Raw genomic sequence first — 17,845 nt, forward strand, 5'->3', positions numbered from 1 at the left:
CCATGCAGGTCACAGCCTTCCCCTAGCTGTACTTCGACATCTAAGCCGCGGATTCTGTGCGAAGGCCGCCACTCTGCTCCGGGGTGGCGGCCTTCGCCGTGAGGACTCCGTTACGGGAAGCAAGCGAAGCTACGCCGCGGGCGGCTCGGAGATGCGCCAGGTGATGCGGAACCGCTGGTCCGGCGGAAGCCCGAATCTGCCCACCGGGCCAATCTCCTTGATGAGATAGCCGAAGATCTGGTGGTGGGCTTCCTCGGAGAGTTCGTGCCAGGTCTCCGGGGTCGCGGTCATGATCTCCCGCATCAACGACGCGTCCGATTCGGCGCGCAGCATCTCGATGCGGTCCTCACGGTCCATGGTCTCGTCGGCGTGCATGGCGCTGATCGACCGCTGGAGGAGGTTCGGCTCGACCGCCAGGCGCCGGAGGATCCGGTCGCAGCCGTAACGGAAGGCCGTATGCGCATCGACCGCCGCCTGGTCCGGGTAGTGATAGCCGTAGGGGCTGCCTTGCTCGGCACCGAGGTAGTCGCCCTTCAAGGTCCGCAGGAGGGCGCGCAGAGCGAGCTCGGCACCGTGCTCCTCGATGAGGCGGACACCGACCTGTACCCATTCGTCCTCCGAGACCACCGGCTCGTGCGGCACCGCGAGCGAGGGATCGATCTCGATGGCGTTGAACGGGTTGATCATCATGCCGAGGACCGCCTCGGCGGACCACTGCCCGTCGTCCGGGCCCCAGCCCTGCGACAGGGCCAGTTCCCGGGCCGACTTCATGCCGCCCGGTTCTCCCTCCCCCACCGCACGCCACAGGGGCAGGAACCGCGCCACCTCGGCCGTCGGGTCCCGGGGCGGATCGACGCAGGCGGCGGCGAGTACCGCCACGATCGACTGCACGGTCGGCCAGCGCGGGACGACCAGGCCCTTGAGGGTCGTACGGACTCCCTCGTGGCTGACGGCTGCCGGGTGGTCGCCCTCGGCGATCAGAGCGCTCACCTTCCGCATGCCGGGGCGGCCGGCTGCCCGGTGGAGCTCTTCCAGGGCGCGTACCAGTTCCTGGTGGGCTTCGTTCGGAGGAGGGGCGGTGTCGGTGGTCACGGAACGGCGGATCCCTTCGGCCTTCGTGCGGCGGTCCGGATGACCGTCAGATAGCGCCAAGAGCGTAGAGCTTGCAGGCCAGGTGGCCACATGTCAGATTGCGCCAAGTTCTCTGTCCTGGGCGTCAAACGACGACAAGCAGTCGGAGACGGGCCGGAGCATGGAGTCAGCGCCGCGAGCGAACCGGCGCCGTCTTCCGAGGAGTTGCCCGCCCGTGCACATCCCTGACTATGCCCGTGCCATGATCCGGTCCGCGCTGCCGACCGTCCCCACCTCCCGGCAGGTGGGGGCGCTGGACTGCTGCCTCTGCGGCAAGCCTTTCGGGGATCGGCTGCCCGTACCACTCGGGCCGACACCGACGTCCGGGCTGTTCGGATGCCGCCCCTGTCTGACCCGGTTGGTCACCCGGGCGCGGCGGGCCCGCGACGCCGCTCTGGCCCAGGACGCCGAACGGGCCCGAGCGGAGTCCGCGGCCTGGCTGCCGGTGCGTGAGCGGCATCTCGCCCGGCTCGAGAGCGTGCGGCAGGCCGCGGAGGCCGTGGCCGGGCTGGCACGGGACGGTGACAGCGAGGCACTACGGGTCGCCTGGCTACTGGTTTCACTGGAATCGGCGTACACCTGGGTCCCGGACGCACCTGAGCCGCCTGCCTCTGTGGATCGCGAGGACTCGGAGCTGAGGGACGAGGCTTTCCGGCTCGACCTGGCCATGATTACGGCGCGCGAGGCGGTGGCAGAGCGGCTCGCCTACCACTTGATCAACGAGGTGCAGCCTGAAGAGCCGGAGATGTGCGAGGAGTTCGAGTGCCCGGAAGGCTGCTCGGGACGCCATGACTCCTCGCATATCGACTGCGGACCGGACGCCGTGTTCGACGATCTGGCGGAACACGGAATCACCGTGGAGAAGCCGCAGCCCGAATCCCTGTCACCTCGGTTCGCGTCTCTCCTGGGGAAGACCGAGGCCGAGGAGAAGCGCCCGCCGCTTGCGAACATTGAGGAGCAGGCCACCGCTGTCCTGGCGCACTACGGCATCGACACAGACGACACCGACGTCCTGGTGAGCGCGGCGGCGGTCGGTCTGGTCGCCGACGCCTGGCGCGAGGGGCCGCTGGACGTGATCCACGCGGCCGACGACGGGCCGAGCCAGGGGGAGATCTTCGCGCAGAGCGTCGATCTGTACCGCAGGGCCCGGGCAGCACTGGTGGCGGCGCGGGACGACGGGCCCGAGGTGCTGCTTGCGTTCGTGGCTGTCGCCTCGGACGTGGACCTTCCATGGGCCGGCGGCTCACGCTTCGCGCTGCGGAAGGTGTCCGAATCGGTGGCCGAGTTCGTCCAGCACGTCGATGACCGGGTCTGGTTCACCGCAGAGGTGATGCGTGAACAGGGCTGGCGCTCGGGGCTGCTGCACAGAGCCGCTTCGGCCGCGTTCAAGGCTCCCACCCACTTCGGCATGCCAGGCTGGCCCGGCGCGGTCGCCTCGGCAATGGAGCGTCTCGCCACGCTGGACCGGTCAGGCGCACCCGAGGCGCTGACCGACCTCGCGGCGGTGGAGGCCGCGTTGCTCGAAGCACCCGACCAACTGGGGGCGGATGCCCTCGACTGGATTTCCCGCCAGGCACTATTCGGCTAGCGCGCCACCCGGCCCGCCTGTCCGCTGACAGGCCTGAGTCGGGGAAACCCTCGCACCGGGGAATGCCCTCGATGCATCCGGCTCGCGGAGAGTCGGCGGGCGGCATTTTCCTACGGGCCCCGGCACCCGAGGACGCCGCACATGGGCGTGGTTCGCCCAACTCCGCACACTGGCATCAGTGGTTCACCAGGTATATGACCTGAAGTGCCAGCCGGGGTGGCGCGAGGTGTCGACATGCCCACAAGTAATGACCAAGCCCTGGCCCACGCCCGTATGCAGTTCTTGAGCGACCACAGGCAAGCCGCTTTCGGCGCCGTTTCACGTGACGGCACGCTCGGACTGGACATCTCCGCGCGGCGCGCCCCGGCCCGGCAGAAGGCGGAGGCCACGCGATGAAGTGGGACGATGTAACCCTGATCATCCTCGCCGCGTTCGGCTGCGTCACGCTACTGCTGACGCAGATCAGCGAGGTGCTGTCGAGGCTGCCACAGATCATCCGCGCGTGGCGGCAGGTACGGCAGGAACTGAGCGGTGGTACCGGCTCTGGCTCTCCGGACCACTCGGCGGGCACCACCAGCCCGGGCACACCCGCGGTCAACTCCAGCGATGCGGGAGGCCATACACCCGGAGAGCCCGAAGCAGGGCGAGGCGAGAGCTGATCCGGTGGGCCGTCGGCCGTGCCCTTCCCGCACTGGAAGGGCACGGCCGACGGCCGTTTTGTGGGTGCGGTCGCCATGCGGGACCGCCTGTGTTGAGCGCAGCGAGGTCACAGGCTCCACAGGCCCTTGGCCATCGTGGTGAGGCCGCCGGCCAGGGCGAGCGAGAGGAGGAGCAGTCGGGCCGTCTTCTCCGGGATGCGCTCCGCGAGTGCCTTCCCCATGGCGGCGCCCACCGCCATGCCGGCTACGGCCGGTGCCCAGACGGAGCCGCCGAGTCGGGGGACGCCGTGGGTGGCGACGGAGAACGCGTTGACCATGACTCCGTAGAATTGGGCATTTGGTACGAATTCCCGCACCGTCCAACCCGCGTTCACCGCGTACAAGGAGACCGGCGGACCGCCCACCCCGGCCGATGAGTTCATGAAGCCGCCCACGGCCCCCGCGGTCAGGGCTCCTTTGGCGCCGCGCAGGGCGGGCACCTGGGCGCCGCGCATCACCAGCAGGACGGCCGCGGTCACCAGGGCGCCCATCCCGGCCAGGAGTACGGGTTCCGGCAGTCGGGTGGCCACCCACGTGCCGGCGGGGACGGTGCACGCGGACGCGAGGACCAGTGGGACCATCGCCCTGGGGCGGACCCGACGCCAGCCGCCCGCGAGCCCGACCACGCTGATGGCTCCGGCCCCGCAGTTGGCGAGCACCACGCCCTCGGTCGGGCCGAGCACGAGGACGAGGGCGGGTACCGCGATGAGCGCGAACCCCATCCCCGTCAGCCACTGCACCGACGCGCCCATCATGATGATGCCGCCCAGCAGCAGTTCGGCCGCCCAACCGCTCGCCACAGACAGCTCCTTGGGGGTTGTCCTCCTGAGTGATCTCGCACATCCTCCACACGGCGAGCGGGGTTCATCAATGATGGCGGTATGACCAGACCACACGGACGAGCTGACGAGGCGGACCAGGCGGGCGTGCGGCGGTTGGTGCTGCTGCGGCACGCCAAGTCGGCGTGGCCCGACGGAGTGGCGGACCGGGACCGGCCACTGGCGCCGCGTGGTCGGCGGGACGCCCCGGCGGCCGGGCGGTGGCTGCGCGACGCCGGCCGCGTACCGGATCTCGCCATCTGCTCCACGGCCCGCCGCGCCCGCGAGACCTGGGAGCTCGCCGCCGCCGCACTCAGCACCGCCGCCCCGCCGGTCAGCTATGAACCGCGGCTCTACGCGACTACCGCCCCGGCCCTGATCGACGTCGTACGCGAGACCCCGGCCGCCCTCGGGACGCTGCTGCTGATCGGCCACAACCCCGGCATGCAGGAACTGACGCTGCGGCTCGCCCGCGATGCGGTGGGTGACGCCCTGGAGCGGGCCGCGGCGAAGTTCCCCACGGCCGCCGTCGCGGTGCTGACGTGGCACGGAACGTGGTCGGAGCTCGCGCCGGGCGCCGCCCGGCTGGTGCGGTTCGCCGTACCGCGCGGCCCGAAGCCGTGACCGCCGCCGCTTCCCGGGGGTCCGAAGCCCTGCCAGCCGCCGCTCTCTCTCCCCCCCGGGGCCGAAACCCAGGCGCACACGCCGCTTCCCCGGGACCGTAGGCGTGATCGCCGCCGGCTACGGCGCCGTCCCGTGGGTCACAGCCATCCGTTCCGTCGGAAGCAGCGGTGGAGGACGAGGCAGGCCAGCGCCGTGACGCCGAGGATGAGCGGATAGCCGTAGGTCCAGCGCAGCTCGGGCATGTGGTCGAAGTTCATGCCGTACACGCCGAAGACCATCGTGGGTACGGCCAGGATCGCCGCCCACGCCGTGATCTTGCGCATGTCCTCGTTCTGGGCGATGCTCACCTGCGCCAGCTGGGCCTGGAGTATCGAGTTCAGCAGCTCGTCGAAGGCGGCGATCTGCTCGGTGGCCTGGGTCAGGTGGTCGGCGACGTCCCGGAAGTACGTTCTGATCGCGGGCGCCACCGCCGGTATCGGCCGGGTGGCGAGCATCTGCAACGGCTGGTTCAGCGGGGCCACGGCCCGCTTCAGCTCCAGCAGTTCGCGCTTGAGCTGGTAGGTGCGGGCAGGGTCGGCGCCGCGCCGGCGGTCCGCCGCGAACACGTCCGCCTCGACCTGGTCGAGGTCGGACCGTACCGCGTCGGTGACTGTCAGATACCCGTCGACGACGTGGTCGGCGACCGCGTGCAGCACCGCGGACGGGCCCTTGGCCAGTTGTTCGGGTACGCCCTCCAGGTCCTCGCGCAGCGGTCCCAGGGAGCCGTGCCGACCGTGCCGTACGGTGATGACGAAGTCGCGGCCGGTGAAGACCATGATCTCGCCGGTGTCCACCACCTCGCTGGTCGCGGTCAGCTCCTCGTGTTCGACGTAGCACACGGTCTTGAACACGGCGAACAGCGTGTCGCCGTACCGCTCCACCTTCGGCCGCTGGTGGGCGTGGACCGCCTCCTCGACGGCCAGCGGGTGCAGCCCGAAGAACTCGCTGATCCCCGCGAACTCCCGCTCGCTGGGCTCGTGCAGCCCCAGCCACACGAATCCGTCGCCGGTCTTCCGTACGTACTCGACCGCGTCCACCAGCGAGTCGCATCCGGCCTGTCGGACGCCGTCCCGGTACGTCACGCAGTTCACCACCGCGCTGCCCAGCGGGGACCGGGCGGGATGGCTCAGGTCCACGCGGCGGCGCGGAGCGGCCAGCCGCGCGACCTTCCGTAGGGTGCCGACCATCGACATGCAGGGCTCCTTCGCAGGGGCCCGCCATTGTGCCAGGACGGTGCGACACCGCGGCATGGCACCGCGGTGTCGCACCGAAGGTGTGCCCGCTCGAGGCCGTACCCCCGGGGGTGTGCCCGCTCAAGACCGCACCCCCGGGGTGTGGCTGCTCGAGGCCGCACCCCGGGGTGTCGCTGCGCGGTGCGCTCAGCGCTTGTGCAGCAGCTCCACGACGCCCGCCATGTCCTCGTCGCCGTGGCCGTCGGCCACCCGCCGCTTCATCAGCGCGTACATCGGGGCGAACAGCTCGGCGCTGACGCCCTGGGCGCGGCTCACGTCGCCGATACTGTCGTTCGCGACCTGCATGGCAAGGTTGGAGCCGGTCGCGGAGTAGTCGCCGGAGTCGATCTGGGCGGCCATCTGCGGCAGCGACGCGCTCATGGCATGCAGCCACGGCACCAGCAGCGTCGTGGTGAACTCCTCGACGGGCCGGCCCGCCGAGCGCACCAGCGCCGCCGCGTGCATGAAGCCGCCGAACATCCCGTACATCCCGGCCAGCAGCGAGAGGTCGTTCAGCGGCGCGAGACCCGCGTCCCCGCCGACGAAGACGCCGCGCCCGAAGGCGTCCAGCACCGGCTGGTGGGCCGTGAACGCCGCGCTGGAGCCGCTGTACAGCAGGACGGCCTCCGGCCCGCCGATCATGGCGGGAACAGCCATGATGCCGCCGTCGAGGTAGTCGGCGCCCAACGCCGCGACCCGCTCGGCCATGGCGCGGGCATCCTCGGGCGCCCCGTTGGTGAGATTGACGACGACGCGGCCCTTGAGCGCGTCACCGGCCTGCCGTTCCAGCAGGTCGGTGACCCCTGCGTAGTCGAGGACGCACACGATGACCAGGTCGGCGGCGGCCACCGCCGCGGCGACCGACTCCGCCTGGCGTGCGCCGTGCTCCACCAGCCCGGCGGCCTTGGCGGGGGTGCGGTTCCAGACGGTCACCCGGTGGCCCCGCGCGAGCAGGGCGTCCGCCAGGGCCGTTCCCATGGCGCCCAGGCCGAGGACCGCTACGGACGCCACGACGCCGCCGGCGTCCGCATCCCGAGACGCCGCGGAGGTGGTGCTCATCTTCGACTCCCTTGATCGACTGTTTCCTTGATCAGAGAGTCTTGGCGGGCGCGGGAGCGGCGACAAGTACGCACTTTTATGTGCGTAGGGCTATGTGCGCAGGGCTACGCGCGGGCTATGCGCGTAGGACGCCGACTCGTGTGCGTAGGCCGCCGTGCGCCTCCCCCGGCGGGGAGGCGCGGCCGGCGGCCTACTGAGGGTTCAGGTCGCGGTGGTGCGTGGTGTCTCCGTCCATGGCGCCGCGGCCCTGGTGCCGCGATTGCTCCTCAGCGCCAGGGTGGCCGCAGCCGCACCCAGCACGCACGTGACCGCGCCGGCGACGATGTTGCTCCAGATGACTCCGACGGTGGGGGATCCCAGGATGCCCCAGGGGGAGATGACCAGCCACAGGCCGATCGGGATCAGGGTCCAGCTCAGGCCGTACATGCGCTGCGGCGCCAGCGTCAGCCCCAGACCCAGCACGGCGACAGAGAGGCCGACGATCAGGTTGTGCCATCTCATGTCCGTGGTGCCCGCGAATCCCACCACATACGGGGAGGCCGCGAGATACACACCGGCGAGCAGCACCGGACCGTCCAGGAAGACGACATCCCTGCCACCGGTCATCCGGGCGTACCGTTCCCGCATCTCGGAAACATCGGGATGGCCCGTAATATCACTGCGATGCGAGACGTCGGCCATGCGACTCGCCTCCTTCGATCATGGAAGTCTGACCGTGCGATGCGATGAAGCACCGCCATGACCATTGTGCGCCTCGCCCGGGTTTATAGATAGATGTCCGATTGGATGGACTCCGTGCTGCGGGGAGGGCGCGCGTAAGGCACAGGGGGGCGATGACCTGTGGAGCGAGACCTACCCGACGGCGTGGTCGGCAGAGCCGGGCTGCTCGCGCGCGCCCGCGGTCTGCTGGCGCGCGGCGGCGGCCTGCTGCTGCCGGGGCCCGCCGGAATCGGCAAGTCCACCGTGTTGGCGTCCCTGGCCGCCGACTACGCGGCGCAGGGCCATCTGCTGCTGCGCTGCTCCCCCACCGAGTCCGAGTCCCAACTGCCCTTCCTGGCCCTGATCGACGCGCTCGGCCCGGTCGTGGCCGAGGTCTCCGGCGACCTCCCCGCCGCCCAGCACGCCGTCCTGGACGCGGCGCTCACCGGCCGGGCGGGCGGGGTGGCGCAGCACGACGGGCTGGCGCTGCGGCTCGCGGTGCTCTCCGTGTTCCGGGCGTTGGCCGCCCGTACCCCCGTGGCTCTGGTCGCCGACGACCTGCAGTGGATGGACGAGCCGAGCGCGGAGCTGCTGGCCTTCGTCGCGCGGCGGGTCGGCGAGCTGCCCGTGCTCGTGATCGGTGCCGTACGGACCGCGACCGCCGGGGAGCCGTGGGGCCGGGACAGTGCGGCGCGGGACCGGGACGGGGAGGCAGGGGGCCACGACGGAACCGCATGGGCCCTCGGCGGTGGCGCAGGGCACCGGGACGGTGCGGCGTGGCATCGGGACAGTGCGGCGTTCCATCGGGACGGTGCAGACGGGCTCGGACGCGCCCTGCGGGTGCTGCCGCCACCCGCCCGCGTGCTGCCGGTCCCCCCGCTCAGCCCCGGCCAGGTGACGGAACTGCTGCGCCGCCGAAGACGCTCGGCCCTGCCCGGCGCCGTGCTGCGCGAGATCCACCGGGCCAGCGGCGGCAACCCGTTGTTCGCCCTGGAACTCGGGCGCGCGCTGGCCGAGCGCGACACCCCGCCGCGCCCCGGCGACCCGCTGCCCGTACCGACCAGCCTGCGCAGCCTCGTTCTGGACCGGCTCCGCGCGCTGCCGGCCGAGGCCCGCCGCACCCTGCTGATCGCCGCCGCGGGCGCCCGCCCCGGCCTCGCCCTGCTGCGCGCCGCGGGCCGCCCCGACGCCGAGGCGGAGCTCGCCGCGGCGTCCGCCCTGGGCATCGCCGGGACCGGCGACGACCTGACCGTACGGTTCGCGCATCCGCTCATCTCGGCCGCGCTCTACGCCGAGGCGGACCCGTACGACCGGCGGGCCGCGCACACGGCGCTCGCCCGCGCCTCCACCGACCCCATCGAACGCGCCCGCCACCTGGCGCTGGCCACTCCCGGTCCCGACGAGCAGGTCGCGGCCACCCTGGCGCGGGCCGCCGCCGTCGCCCGCGAGCGCGGCGCGCCCGGCGCGGCCGCCCGGCTGGGCCTGTTCGCCGCCGAGCGCACCCCCGCGTACGACACGGCGGCGGCGACCGGCCGACGGCTGGACGCGGCCGAGGACGCGCTGGTAGCGGGCGAGCCGGAGCTGGCCCGGCAGACCGCGCAGGAGGTACTCGCCGAGGCCGCGCGCCCCGCCGACCGGGTACGGGCGTGGATCGCGGTGATCGACTCGGCGGGGCAGGCGATGGCGGACGTGGACGACGTCTTCCCGCAGGCGCTGGCGGACGCGGGCGACGACCCGCGGCTGCTGGCGCCGCTGCGCTACCAGTTGGCGTGGCACGCCCTGCTGGCCGGGGGTTCGCCGCCGCGGGCCCGTACCGAGGCCGCGCGGGCCGCCGCGCTCGCCGCCCAGGCCGCCGACCGGCGCACCGAACTCCTCGCCCTGTCCCTACAGGCGCTCACCGAGGCGGTGACGGGCCATGAGGACGCGGACCGCACACTGGCCGCGGCGCTGGCCGAGCCGCAGGACCCGCGGGTGGCCTGCGACCACAACGGGCCGGTCGCCGTCCGGTTCCGTCTGCTGCTGATGAGCGACCGGCTGGAGGAGGCGCGGGCGGCGATCGGCTCACTGGTGCGGCTGGCCGCCCGGCGCGGCGCCGTCGAGAGCCAGCTGCTGTTCCTGCGCGGGCTGGCGGAGACCGAACTGCGCGCCGGGCGCTGCGCGGTGGCGCTGGCGCACGCGCACGACAGCCTGCGGCTGGCCCGCGACGCCGGGGTCGGCGAGGGGCCGGTGCTGCACCTGGCCGCGCTCGCCGAGGCGGCGGGCGGCAGCGTGCCGCGCGCCCTGGCCCTGGCTCAGGAGGCGGTGCACAGCGCGGAGGAGGACGGCGACCTGATCTATCTGGCCCGCGCGCTGGCCGCGCTCGGCCACGCCCGGCTGACCGGCGGCGACGCCCAGGGGGCGGTGGCCGCGCTGCGCCGGGTCCGGGACATGGAGCGCGGGCAGGGGGTGACCGACCCGGCCCGGGGCCGCTGGCACGGCGACCTCGCGGAGGCGCTGGTGCGGGTCGGCGAACTCGCCGAGGCCCGCGAACTCGTCGCCGGCACGCGCGCCGCCGCCACCCGACTGCGCAGGGCCGGGGTGCTGGCCGTGCTGAACCGCGCCGAAGGCCTCGTACGCGCCGGGTACGGGGACCTGGACGGCGCGGCGGAGCGGCTGCGTACGGCCGCCCGCGAACTGGGCGCCCTGGGCTACCGCGTGGAGGAGGGCCGGGCGCGACTGGCGCTGGCCGTGGTGGAGTCGCGGCGCGGCGCGGCCGCGGCGAGCGCGGCGGGGTACGAGGCCAGCGCGGCGGCGTACGAGGAGGCCGCGCGGATCTTCCGCCGGGCCAAGGCCCGCCCATGGCTGGACCAGGCATCGGCGGCCCGCGCGCACCTCGCGGACATGTGCCGTGCGCCGGGGCCGGGGCCGGAGCCGGGGCCGGGGCCGGATAGGTGCCGTACACCGGGACCTGACGCGGCACTGGACGTGGGACGGGACTCGGGACCTGACGCGGGGCGGGACCCGGGACCGTACTCCGGCTTGGGCGCGGGATCGGACTCCGGCTTGGGCGCGGGATCGGACTCCGGCTTGGGCGCGGGGCCAGACTCCCGCTTGGGCGCGGGCGCCGCGCCGACCCCCCGCACGCTGGACGTCCTCGCCGCGATGGAGCGGCGCGTGGCGGCCCTCGTCCTGGAAGGGGCGACCAACCGGGAGATCGCCGAGCGGCTGTTCATCAGCGTCAAGACGGTCGAGGCCACGCTGACCAGGGTCTACCGCAAGCTGGGGATCCGCTCGCGGGTCGACATCGTGCGGCTGGCTTCGCGCGGCGGGGAGTGACGGGGGCTTTCGCAGCGCGGTCGGTGGCGGAGCGACGGAGCTTTCCGCAGCGCGGCGGCGGAATGGCCGGGCTGCCGCAGCGCGGCAGCGGAATGGCGGGGCTGCCGCAGCGCGGCGGCGGAATGGCGGGCGCCTGCCGCGGCCCGCGGCCTGCGGCCCGTCGCCCAAGAGCCCGCCGGAGCCACGGACATGGGGTTCTCCCTATGTCCTGATACGAGGGACATCCCTCATTGGTCCGGGGCGCCGCGGCTTCTAGCCTGACGGCCAGTCGACGACGACGTCGGCCAGTCTCCCGCCCGGTGCGTGTGCCGCATCTGGTGCGTCACCCCCCACCACCGGCGGAAGCCCCCACCATGACGCTCTGAGGAGATTCATGTCCTTCGCACTCCCCCGCCGTGTCAAGGCCGTCGCGGCCGCGGCCGCCGCCACCGCCGCCATCGCCGTCGGTCTGTCGGCCACCGCCGCCCAGGCCGCCCCGCAGCCCATCGTCGGCGGTACGAACACGACCGCGAGCGCTTACCCGTACGTCATGCAGATCACGGACGCCGGCCAGAACCAGTTCTGCGGCGGCACGCTCGTCACGCCGACGAAGGTCGTCACCGCCGCGCACTGTATGGCGGGCGAGTCCGCCGCCGACATCCGGGTCGTCGGCGGCCGTACCTACCGCAACGGCACCAACGGCACCGTCGCCAAGGTCAGCAAGATCTGGGTCCACCCGTCGTACCAGACCGTCACCAAGGGCGACGACGTGGCCGTGCTGACGCTGTCGACGGCGATGCCGTACACCACGGCCAAGTACGTGTCCTCGTCCGAGACCGGCATCTACGCGGAGGGCGCCACCGCCCGCATCGTCGGCTGGGGCACCACCAGCTCGGGCGGCCAGTCCTCCAACCGGCTGAAGACCGCGACCGTCCCGGTCACCTCGGACAGCTACTGCGCCAACGCCTACGGCAACCGCTTCATAGCCTCCGACATGGTCTGCGCGGGCTACGACGAGGGCGGCGTCGACACCTGTCAGGGCGACAGCGGCGGCCCGCTGATGATCAACGGGCGGCTCGCGGGCGTCGTGTCCTGGGGCGACGGCTGCGCGGACCCGGGTGTGCCGGGCATCTACACCCGACTGACCACCTTCTCCAGCCTGGTCACGCAGCAGGTCAACTCCTGACGGGATAGTCGGCTCCTGAGGCAGGTGGTCGACACGCAGGTGGTCGACACGCAAGTGGTCGACACGCAAGTGGTCGACTCCTGACCTCATGGCAGTGCGGACGGCGGCATTCCTGCCGCCGTCCGCGCGCGTTCAGGAGCGCCGCCGCTCGTAAGGGAGGTCGAAGACCTTCCCCGCGGGCGGCATGTCCTCCTCCGGCAGCCAGGTGCGCGTCGAGCCGCCGTCGAACTCCGCGCTGTCGACGGTGAGCAGGTGGTCCATGCGCCGCCCGCAGCCGGTGCAGTCGGGCGGTGATCGGGGGACCCGGTGGTCCAGGGTTTTCCCGATGATCCAGGTGTTCCTGGTGATCCACAGCACGGGACGGGCCGCGTGACCCGGGTGCATGCTTCAATAGGGGCATGGCCAGCTTCCACGACCACGGGACCGCGACGGGTCGCTTCGACCTTGAGCCGTTCTGGCCGTCCCGGCAGGCGCACCACTTCGACCGCGAGTGTTGCCGCGCGTCCCACGCGCGGGCCCGCTCGCTCGGCTGACGCCGCTTCTCGCGTCCGGTCGGCTCTCAGCTCTCAGCCTCGGCGGCTCGTCCCGCGCACACGACGTCCCTGACGACTCCTGTGCGAAAGAAGCTGATTCTCCATGGCCAACGTCCGTACCCTCGGCACTCCTTCCCGCACCGTGCCTTCGCGCATCCCCCACCCCCACCCTCACCCTCATGCTCATACGCACCGCCAGCGGCTGCGCGCCGTCGCGGCGGACGAGGTGCCGCCGGTCGCCGAACTTCTGCACTCCGGCGCCACCTGGCTGCCCGCCCCTCCGCACACCCTGCCCGTGCTGCCCGGCCAGCCGCCGATGGTCGGCTACCTGGTGCTCGTACCGGCGGACCGGGTGGCTCCGGCGCCCGAGGCCCCCCAGGCGTCCGCGACGCCCAAGGCGCCTGAATCGCCTGGGGAATCCGCCGTGCGGGGCGACCAGCTCGTGCGGATCGACCCCGACCAGCGGACCGTATGGGTCAAGGACCGGCAGCTCGACCTGACGTACCTGGAATTCGAGTTGCTGGCGCACCTGGTCGCCCATCCGCACCGGGTGCACACCAGGGACCAGCTGGTGACGACGGTCTGGGGCTACGGACACGTGGGCGACGGCCGCACCGTTGACGTCCATATCGCCCGGCTGCGCCGGAAGTTGGGCGCCGAGCACCGGGGCGCCATCGTGACGGTCCGGCGGGTCGGGTACAAGTACGTGCCAATCGCCTGACCCGGCGGCGGGCTCGCCTGAGCCGAGCTGCGACTCGCCTGAGCCGAGGCAGCGGCAGGCAGGCAGGCAGGCAGGCCAAGTGGGCCCGCAGGGCGGCGGATTGCGTTCGGAAACGGCCGGTATATCGTGGCGCCGCTGCCCTGGGGGCCGCGTCCGCCGTCACCTGGCCGAGGAGTGAACCGTGGAACTCAACCGCCTGTTGCCCTCGTACCACTTCCGATCCCGCTTCCAGCGCCGCGTCGCGGCCGACCCGGACACCACGTGGCGTGCCTACCAGGAGCTGACCACCGAGGAACTGCCCATCCTGCGGGCGCTGATGCGGGTGCGTGGGCTGGGCCGGGTGCGACTGCGCGGGCCCGTCGCCAGGGCGTTCCCGGTGCCGCGGCTGACGATCGGCCCGTACGAGGAGGTGCGGGGCCGGGCCGCGAAGTATTGGCGGATGCGGGCCCCGGCCGCCCGGATATCCCACCGCGACCCGGAGGCGTTCCGGGAGCTGCGCGAGCCCGGCTGGGCCAAGGCCGCCATGGGCGTACGGGTCGTCCCGGACGGCGACGGCAGCGTGCTGAGCGCCGAGACCCGGGTCCTGTGCACGGACGGCCGCTCCCGTGCCGCCTTCACCGCGTACTGGGTGCTCATCGCGGGCGGCGCGGCGCTGATCCGGTGGGAGCTGCTGCGCGCGACCGCCCGCCGCGCGGAGCGGCAGGCCGGGGCCTGACACGGCGCGCCGATGCGCCGAGCTCCGGGGGTGGTGCTGGGTACACCCCGAGGACGGGTGCCGGCCCCCGTGACCGATCATGACCGCGGACCGCACACTGGTTCCGTCGCCCGAGGTCCGGGCGGCGCGGAGCACGGCAACGGGGAGTCATCGAATGAAGGTGGGCAGCGCGCTGCGGGCCGCCGTACGGGGGCAGATGCTGGCGTTCACGACGCTGGTGTGCTCGATCACCCTGTCCGTGTTCACGGTGGTGTCGATCGCTCTGATACCGGTCGGTATCGGCATCGTCACCACCCCGTTCATGGTCGACGCGCTGCGCAAGTACGCCACGTATCGGCGGCAGCTGGCCTTCCGGTGGGGCGGGGTGCGGATCGCGCAGCCGTACCGCCCCCTGCCCCCTGATCCGCGTGGCGGATTCGCCGGGCATGTGGAGCGCTGCTCCCTGCTGTTGAAGGACCCAGCCACCTGGCGCGACCTGCTGTGGCTCCAGGTCGACATGACCGCGGGATGCGTGACGGCGATCCTGCCGCCCGGCCTGCTCGCCGAGGGCCTGTTCGGCTATGTGCTGGCGTCCGGGGTGTGGGAGCCCATCTACGACGCCGACGGCACGTACTGGTACGCGTTCATCCCCGTCGACAGTCAGACCACGGCGTTCCTCGCGGCGGGCCTGGGCACCATATGGATCGCGATCTCGCTGGCCTTCGGCCCGGCGATGCTGCGTGGGCACTTCCTGCTGACGCGCGCCTTCCTGGCCCCGACCCCGCAGATGTCGCTGTCGCAGCGGGTCGAGCAGCTGACGGTGACCCGGCACGACGCGCTGGACACCTCGGCCGCGGAGCTGCGGCGGATCGAGCGGGACCTGCACGACGGCGCGCAGGCCCGGCTGGTCGCCATGGGCATGAGCCTGGGCACGATCGAGGCGCTGATCGAGAAGGACCCGGCGAAGGCGAAGGAGTTGCTGGCCGCCGCGCGGGCGGACTCCGCCGAGGCGCTGGCCGAGCTGCGGGACCTGGTGCGCGGCATCCACCCGCCGGTGCTGGCCGAGCGCGGGCTGGGCGACGCGGTGCGGGCGCTCGCGCTGCGGATGCCCCTGCCGGTCGAGGTGGAGGTGGAACTGCCCGGCCGGGCCGAGGAGCCGGTCGAATCGGCCGCGTACTTCGCGATCAGCGAGGCGCTGACGAACGCGGCGAAGCACTCGGGCGCGGAGCGGGTCTGGCTGGATGTGACGTACGCGGACGGGGCGCTGCGCATAGCGGTCACCGACAACGGCCGGGGCGGCGCCGACATCGCGGCGGGCTCGGGGCTGCGCGGCCTGGAGCGCAGGCTCGGCGCGTTCGACGGGGTACTGGCGGTCAACAGCCCGGTGGGCGGCCCGACGATGGTGACGATGGAGATACCGTGCGCGCTGCCCGTGCGAGCGGACGCGGCGTCCGCACGGAAGGCCTAGCGGGCGGACGCGGGCGTGTCCGCACGGGAGGCGTTGCGGGCAGTCCGTGCGGGGCCCGGCGCGTGCCGGCGGTTCCGAAGGGCCGGGGAGAGGCACGCTCGAGCCGGGGGGGACGCACGCTCGGGCCGGGGGGAGGCGCGCTCGTGCCGGGGGAGACACGCTCGGGCCAGAGGGAGACACACTCGGGCCGGGGGGGAGGCACGCTCGTGCCAGGGGGACGCACGCTCGTGCCGGGAGAGGCACGCTCGGGCCGGATCGCTCGTCACCGGCGGTAGATTCGACCCGTTCCGCCGTCGCCCCGAGCCCGAATCCCTGGAGTTGCCGTGCGCGTTGTCCTCGCCGAAGACCTCTTCCTTCTGAGAGACGGCCTGGTGCGGATGCTGGAGGCGTACGACTTCGAGATCGCGGCCGCCGTGGAGAGCGGCCCGGAGCTGAGCCGGGCGCTGGCCGAGCTGAAACCGGATGTCGCCGTCGTCGACGTCCGACTGCCGCCCTCCTTCACCGACGAGGGGCTCCAGTGCGCGCTGGCCGCCCGCCGCGCCGCACCGGGGCTGCCGGTGCTGGTGCTCTCCCAGCATGTGGAGCAGTTGTACGCCCGGGAGTTGCTGGCCGACGGCAGCGGCGGGGTGGGCTATCTGCTGAAGGACCGGGTGTTCGACGCCGACCAGTTCATCGACGCGGTACGGCGGGTGGCGGCGGGCGGCACGGCGATGGACCCGCAGGTGATCTCGCAGCTGCTCACGCGCAGGTCCCAGGACGAGCCGATGGGGAATCTGACTCCGCGTGAGCGGGAGGTGATGGAGCTGATGGCCCAGGGGAGGTCGAACGCGGCCATCGCCACGCAGCTGTGCGTCACCGAGCGCGCGGTGGCCAAGCACACGTCGAACATCTTCGGCAAGCTCGGCCTGCCGCCGTCCGACGACGACAACCGCCGCGTGCTGGCGGTCCTGGCCTACCTCGACCGGGGTCAGGTCAGGGCGTGAACGTCTCCAGGTGGTCGAGGCGGACGAAGCGCGCCCGGGGGCTCGCCCGCCGGACGGCCGCCTCCAGGTCCGCCAGACCGCCCCAGTCCTTCGCGGGCCGGTCGAGCGGCAGATCGAAGTCGTCCCAGTGCGTGGGCACGACGTACCTCGGGTGGTCCAGGGCCGCCAGCAGGCGGGGTACGTAGTCGTGGACGGTGGAGCCGCCGGGCTGGACCATGACCAGGTCGGGGGCCAGGCCCGCCAGTTCGGCGGCGCTGTAGTTGGAGCCGCCGAAGTCGACGACGGTGAACCCGGTGGCAGTGGAGGTGACGGCGTAGGCGAGGGTGCCGCCCTCCACGAGGTCGGCGATGACCCTGGGCCGGGGTGGCGGGCCGCCGGGGCGGGTGCCGGGGAAGGGGACCTGGGCGCGCGGGCCCGGCATGGAGTGCAGGGAGCGCAGCACTCGGATCGTGTAGCCGTCGAACCGTAGATACTCCCCGCCGCTCACCACGGACAGCTGGTCCTCGGGCGCGTCCAGTGCGCGCAGCAGGTTGGTGTGGCTCTCGGTTCCGAAGACGGTGGCGCCGGTGGTGGTCGCCAGATGGGGGATGTCCGGCAGGTGGTCGTAGTGGCCGTGGGTGACGAGGATCTGGTCCGCCGTCAGCCGGTGGCGGTCGATGAGCCCGGTGTCGACCGTCAGCGGGGTCTGCGGATCGGCGCCCTCCTTGGTGTACGTACCGGTGCGGAACCGGGTCAGCCAGGGGTCGATGAGTACGGTGGCGGGCTCGGCGCCCGGCCGGGCGATGCGGATCTCCCAGCCGTTGTTGCCGAGCCAGCGCAGCCGGATGCCGGACTTCCCCGCCGGGGCCCGGCCCCGCTGGGTTCGGCTCCGCGCGCCGTCCGGCGCGGTGCCGTCCGGCTCGGCGCGCGCGGGCTCCTGGGACAGGGCTGCCGCCGTCAGCCCCGCGGCGGTGGTCAGGCCCGCGGCCGAGGCTCCCAGCAGACGGCGCCGGGACAGGGGGGAGCGATCGGAGGTGGAGCGATCGGAAGTGGAGCGGTCGGAAGTGAAGGGATTGCGCATGCGGGCATCAGAGCACCG

18 protein-coding genes are annotated in these 17,845 nt (G+C 72.7%); 11 read left to right on the forward strand and 7 right to left on the reverse strand.

Annotated features, from left to right (window positions below):
• Positions 1–129 precede the first annotated feature (129 nt).
• Positions 130–1,092: a hypothetical protein gene (locus Q3Y56_RS08445; protein ID WP_304461331.1), complete on the reverse strand. Its 963-nt coding sequence runs from the start codon at positions 1,090–1,092 to the stop codon at positions 130–132.
• Positions 1,093–1,306: 214 nt separating this feature from the next.
• Here Q3Y56_RS08445 and Q3Y56_RS08450 point away from each other — a divergent pair, with 214 nt between their 5' ends.
• From Q3Y56_RS08450 to Q3Y56_RS08460, 3 genes are all read left to right on the forward strand, one after another.
• Positions 1,307–2,719 (forward strand): hypothetical protein, encoded by a 1,413-nt coding sequence (locus Q3Y56_RS08450; protein WP_304461332.1) that lies wholly within the window; start codon positions 1,307–1,309, stop codon positions 2,717–2,719.
• A gap of 234 nt (positions 2,720–2,953) precedes the next feature.
• Entirely contained in the window at positions 2,954–3,115 is a 162-nt protein-coding gene (locus Q3Y56_RS08455; protein ID WP_304461333.1) for a hypothetical protein, read from the forward strand.
• Positions 3,112–3,378 carry a hypothetical protein gene (locus Q3Y56_RS08460; RefSeq protein ID WP_304461334.1) on the forward strand — a complete coding sequence of 89 codons (267 nt, stop codon included), beginning with the start codon at positions 3,112–3,114 and terminating at the stop codon, positions 3,376–3,378. Before Q3Y56_RS08455 ends, Q3Y56_RS08460 begins: the two co-directional genes overlap by 4 nt.
• 107 nt (positions 3,379–3,485) lie before the next feature.
• Here Q3Y56_RS08460 and Q3Y56_RS08465 read toward each other — a convergent pair whose 3' ends face one another.
• On the reverse strand, positions 3,486–4,172 hold the full coding sequence (locus Q3Y56_RS08465; RefSeq protein WP_304465519.1) for a sulfite exporter TauE/SafE family protein: 687 nt from the start codon (positions 4,170–4,172) through the stop codon (positions 3,486–3,488).
• A 126-nt stretch (positions 4,173–4,298) separates the two neighbouring features.
• Here Q3Y56_RS08465 and Q3Y56_RS08470 point away from each other — a divergent pair, with 126 nt between their 5' ends.
• Complete coding sequence (locus Q3Y56_RS08470; RefSeq protein WP_304461335.1) at positions 4,299–4,859, forward strand: histidine phosphatase family protein; 561 nt, start codon at positions 4,299–4,301, stop codon at positions 4,857–4,859.
• A gap of 137 nt (positions 4,860–4,996) precedes the next feature.
• Here Q3Y56_RS08470 and Q3Y56_RS08475 read toward each other — a convergent pair whose 3' ends face one another.
• The 3 genes from Q3Y56_RS08475 to Q3Y56_RS08485 all read right to left on the reverse strand — a co-directional run bounded on the left by Q3Y56_RS08475 (position 4,997) and on the right by Q3Y56_RS08485 (position 7,870).
• Entirely contained in the window at positions 4,997–6,091 is a 1,095-nt protein-coding gene (locus tag Q3Y56_RS08475) for a magnesium and cobalt transport protein CorA (RefSeq protein ID WP_304461336.1), read from the reverse strand.
• A 186-nt stretch (positions 6,092–6,277) separates the two neighbouring features.
• Complete coding sequence (locus Q3Y56_RS08480; RefSeq protein ID WP_304461337.1) at positions 6,278–7,189, reverse strand: NAD(P)-dependent oxidoreductase; 912 nt, start codon at positions 7,187–7,189, stop codon at positions 6,278–6,280.
• Positions 7,190–7,390: 201 nt separating this feature from the next.
• Positions 7,391–7,870 (reverse strand): SPW repeat protein, encoded by a 480-nt coding sequence (locus Q3Y56_RS08485; RefSeq protein ID WP_304461338.1) that lies wholly within the window; start codon positions 7,868–7,870, stop codon positions 7,391–7,393.
• Between the two features lie 159 nt (positions 7,871–8,029).
• On the opposite strand from Q3Y56_RS08485, the gene Q3Y56_RS08490 reads away from it, so the two are divergent.
• Complete coding sequence (locus Q3Y56_RS08490) at positions 8,030–11,203, forward strand: LuxR family transcriptional regulator (protein ID WP_304461339.1); 3,174 nt, start codon at positions 8,030–8,032, stop codon at positions 11,201–11,203.
• Positions 11,204–11,576: 373 nt separating this feature from the next.
• The gene (locus Q3Y56_RS08495) at positions 11,577–12,368 is read left to right on the forward strand and encodes a trypsin-like serine protease (protein ID WP_304461340.1); all 792 of its coding nucleotides are present in this window, start codon (positions 11,577–11,579) and stop codon (positions 12,366–12,368) included.
• 132 nt (positions 12,369–12,500) lie between these two features.
• On the opposite strand, the gene Q3Y56_RS08500 is transcribed toward Q3Y56_RS08495, so the two are convergent.
• Complete coding sequence (locus Q3Y56_RS08500; protein WP_304461341.1) at positions 12,501–12,752, reverse strand: hypothetical protein; 252 nt, start codon at positions 12,750–12,752, stop codon at positions 12,501–12,503.
• Between the two features lie 14 nt (positions 12,753–12,766).
• Between Q3Y56_RS08500 and Q3Y56_RS08505 the strand changes: the two genes are divergently transcribed.
• The 5 genes from Q3Y56_RS08505 to Q3Y56_RS08525 all read left to right on the forward strand — a co-directional run bounded on the left by Q3Y56_RS08505 (position 12,767) and on the right by Q3Y56_RS08525 (position 16,767).
• Positions 12,767–12,901, forward strand: a complete 135-nt coding sequence (locus tag Q3Y56_RS08505; RefSeq protein WP_304461342.1) for a hypothetical protein — start codon at positions 12,767–12,769, stop codon at positions 12,899–12,901.
• Positions 12,902–13,004: 103 nt separating this feature from the next.
• Positions 13,005–13,622 (forward strand): winged helix-turn-helix domain-containing protein, encoded by a 618-nt coding sequence (locus Q3Y56_RS08510; protein ID WP_304461343.1) that lies wholly within the window; start codon positions 13,005–13,007, stop codon positions 13,620–13,622.
• A gap of 181 nt (positions 13,623–13,803) precedes the next feature.
• A complete protein-coding gene (locus Q3Y56_RS08515) occupies positions 13,804–14,337 on the forward strand; it encodes a hypothetical protein (RefSeq protein WP_304461344.1) in 534 nt (177 codons plus the stop codon).
• Between the two features lie 154 nt (positions 14,338–14,491).
• Positions 14,492–15,784, forward strand: coding sequence for a sensor histidine kinase (locus Q3Y56_RS08520; RefSeq protein WP_304461345.1), 1,293 nt, complete (start codon positions 14,492–14,494; stop codon positions 15,782–15,784).
• Between the two features lie 323 nt (positions 15,785–16,107).
• Complete coding sequence (locus Q3Y56_RS08525) at positions 16,108–16,767, forward strand: response regulator transcription factor (RefSeq protein ID WP_304461346.1); 660 nt, start codon at positions 16,108–16,110, stop codon at positions 16,765–16,767.
• On the opposite strand, the gene Q3Y56_RS08530 is transcribed toward Q3Y56_RS08525, so the two are convergent.
• Positions 16,757–17,827 carry an MBL fold metallo-hydrolase gene (locus Q3Y56_RS08530; protein WP_304461347.1) on the reverse strand — a complete coding sequence of 357 codons (1,071 nt, stop codon included), beginning with the start codon at positions 17,825–17,827 and terminating at the stop codon, positions 16,757–16,759. The genes Q3Y56_RS08525 and Q3Y56_RS08530 overlap by 11 nt on opposite strands.
• Between the last annotated feature and the right edge of the window lie 18 nt (positions 17,828–17,845).

The organism is Streptomyces sp. XD-27, assembly GCF_030553055.1.
Classification (GTDB): Bacteria; Actinomycetota; Actinomycetes; order Streptomycetales; family Streptomycetaceae; genus Streptomyces.

Bases quoted from the DNA above. Each gene is read 5' to 3' on its own strand.
- Q3Y56_RS08455 (WP_304461333.1), top strand. From the start codon at position 2,954: ATGCCCACAAGTAATGACCAAGCCCTGGCCCACGCCCGTATGCAGTTC.
- Q3Y56_RS08460 (WP_304461334.1), top strand. From the start codon at position 3,112: ATGAAGTGGGACGATGTAACCCTGATCATCCTCGCCGCGTTCGGCTGC.
- Q3Y56_RS08465 (WP_304465519.1), bottom strand. From the start codon at position 4,172: ATGATGGGCGCGTCGGTGCAGTGGCTGACGGGGATGGGGTTCGCGCTC.
- Q3Y56_RS08470 (WP_304461335.1), top strand. From the start codon at position 4,299: ATGACCAGACCACACGGACGAGCTGACGAGGCGGACCAGGCGGGCGTG.
- Q3Y56_RS08475 (WP_304461336.1), bottom strand. From the start codon at position 6,091: ATGTCGATGGTCGGCACCCTACGGAAGGTCGCGCGGCTGGCCGCTCCG.
- Q3Y56_RS08480 (WP_304461337.1), bottom strand. From the start codon at position 7,189: ATGAGCACCACCTCCGCGGCGTCTCGGGATGCGGACGCCGGCGGCGTC.
- Q3Y56_RS08485 (WP_304461338.1), bottom strand. From the start codon at position 7,870: ATGGCCGACGTCTCGCATCGCAGTGATATTACGGGCCATCCCGATGTT.
- Q3Y56_RS08495 (WP_304461340.1), top strand. From the start codon at position 11,577: ATGTCCTTCGCACTCCCCCGCCGTGTCAAGGCCGTCGCGGCCGCGGCC.
- Q3Y56_RS08500 (WP_304461341.1), bottom strand. From the start codon at position 12,752: ATGCACCCGGGTCACGCGGCCCGTCCCGTGCTGTGGATCACCAGGAAC.
- Q3Y56_RS08505 (WP_304461342.1), top strand. From the start codon at position 12,767: ATGGCCAGCTTCCACGACCACGGGACCGCGACGGGTCGCTTCGACCTT.
- Q3Y56_RS08510 (WP_304461343.1), top strand. From the start codon at position 13,005: ATGGCCAACGTCCGTACCCTCGGCACTCCTTCCCGCACCGTGCCTTCG.
- Q3Y56_RS08520 (WP_304461345.1), top strand. From the start codon at position 14,492: ATGAAGGTGGGCAGCGCGCTGCGGGCCGCCGTACGGGGGCAGATGCTG.
- Q3Y56_RS08530 (WP_304461347.1), bottom strand. From the start codon at position 17,827: ATGCGCAATCCCTTCACTTCCGACCGCTCCACTTCCGATCGCTCCACC.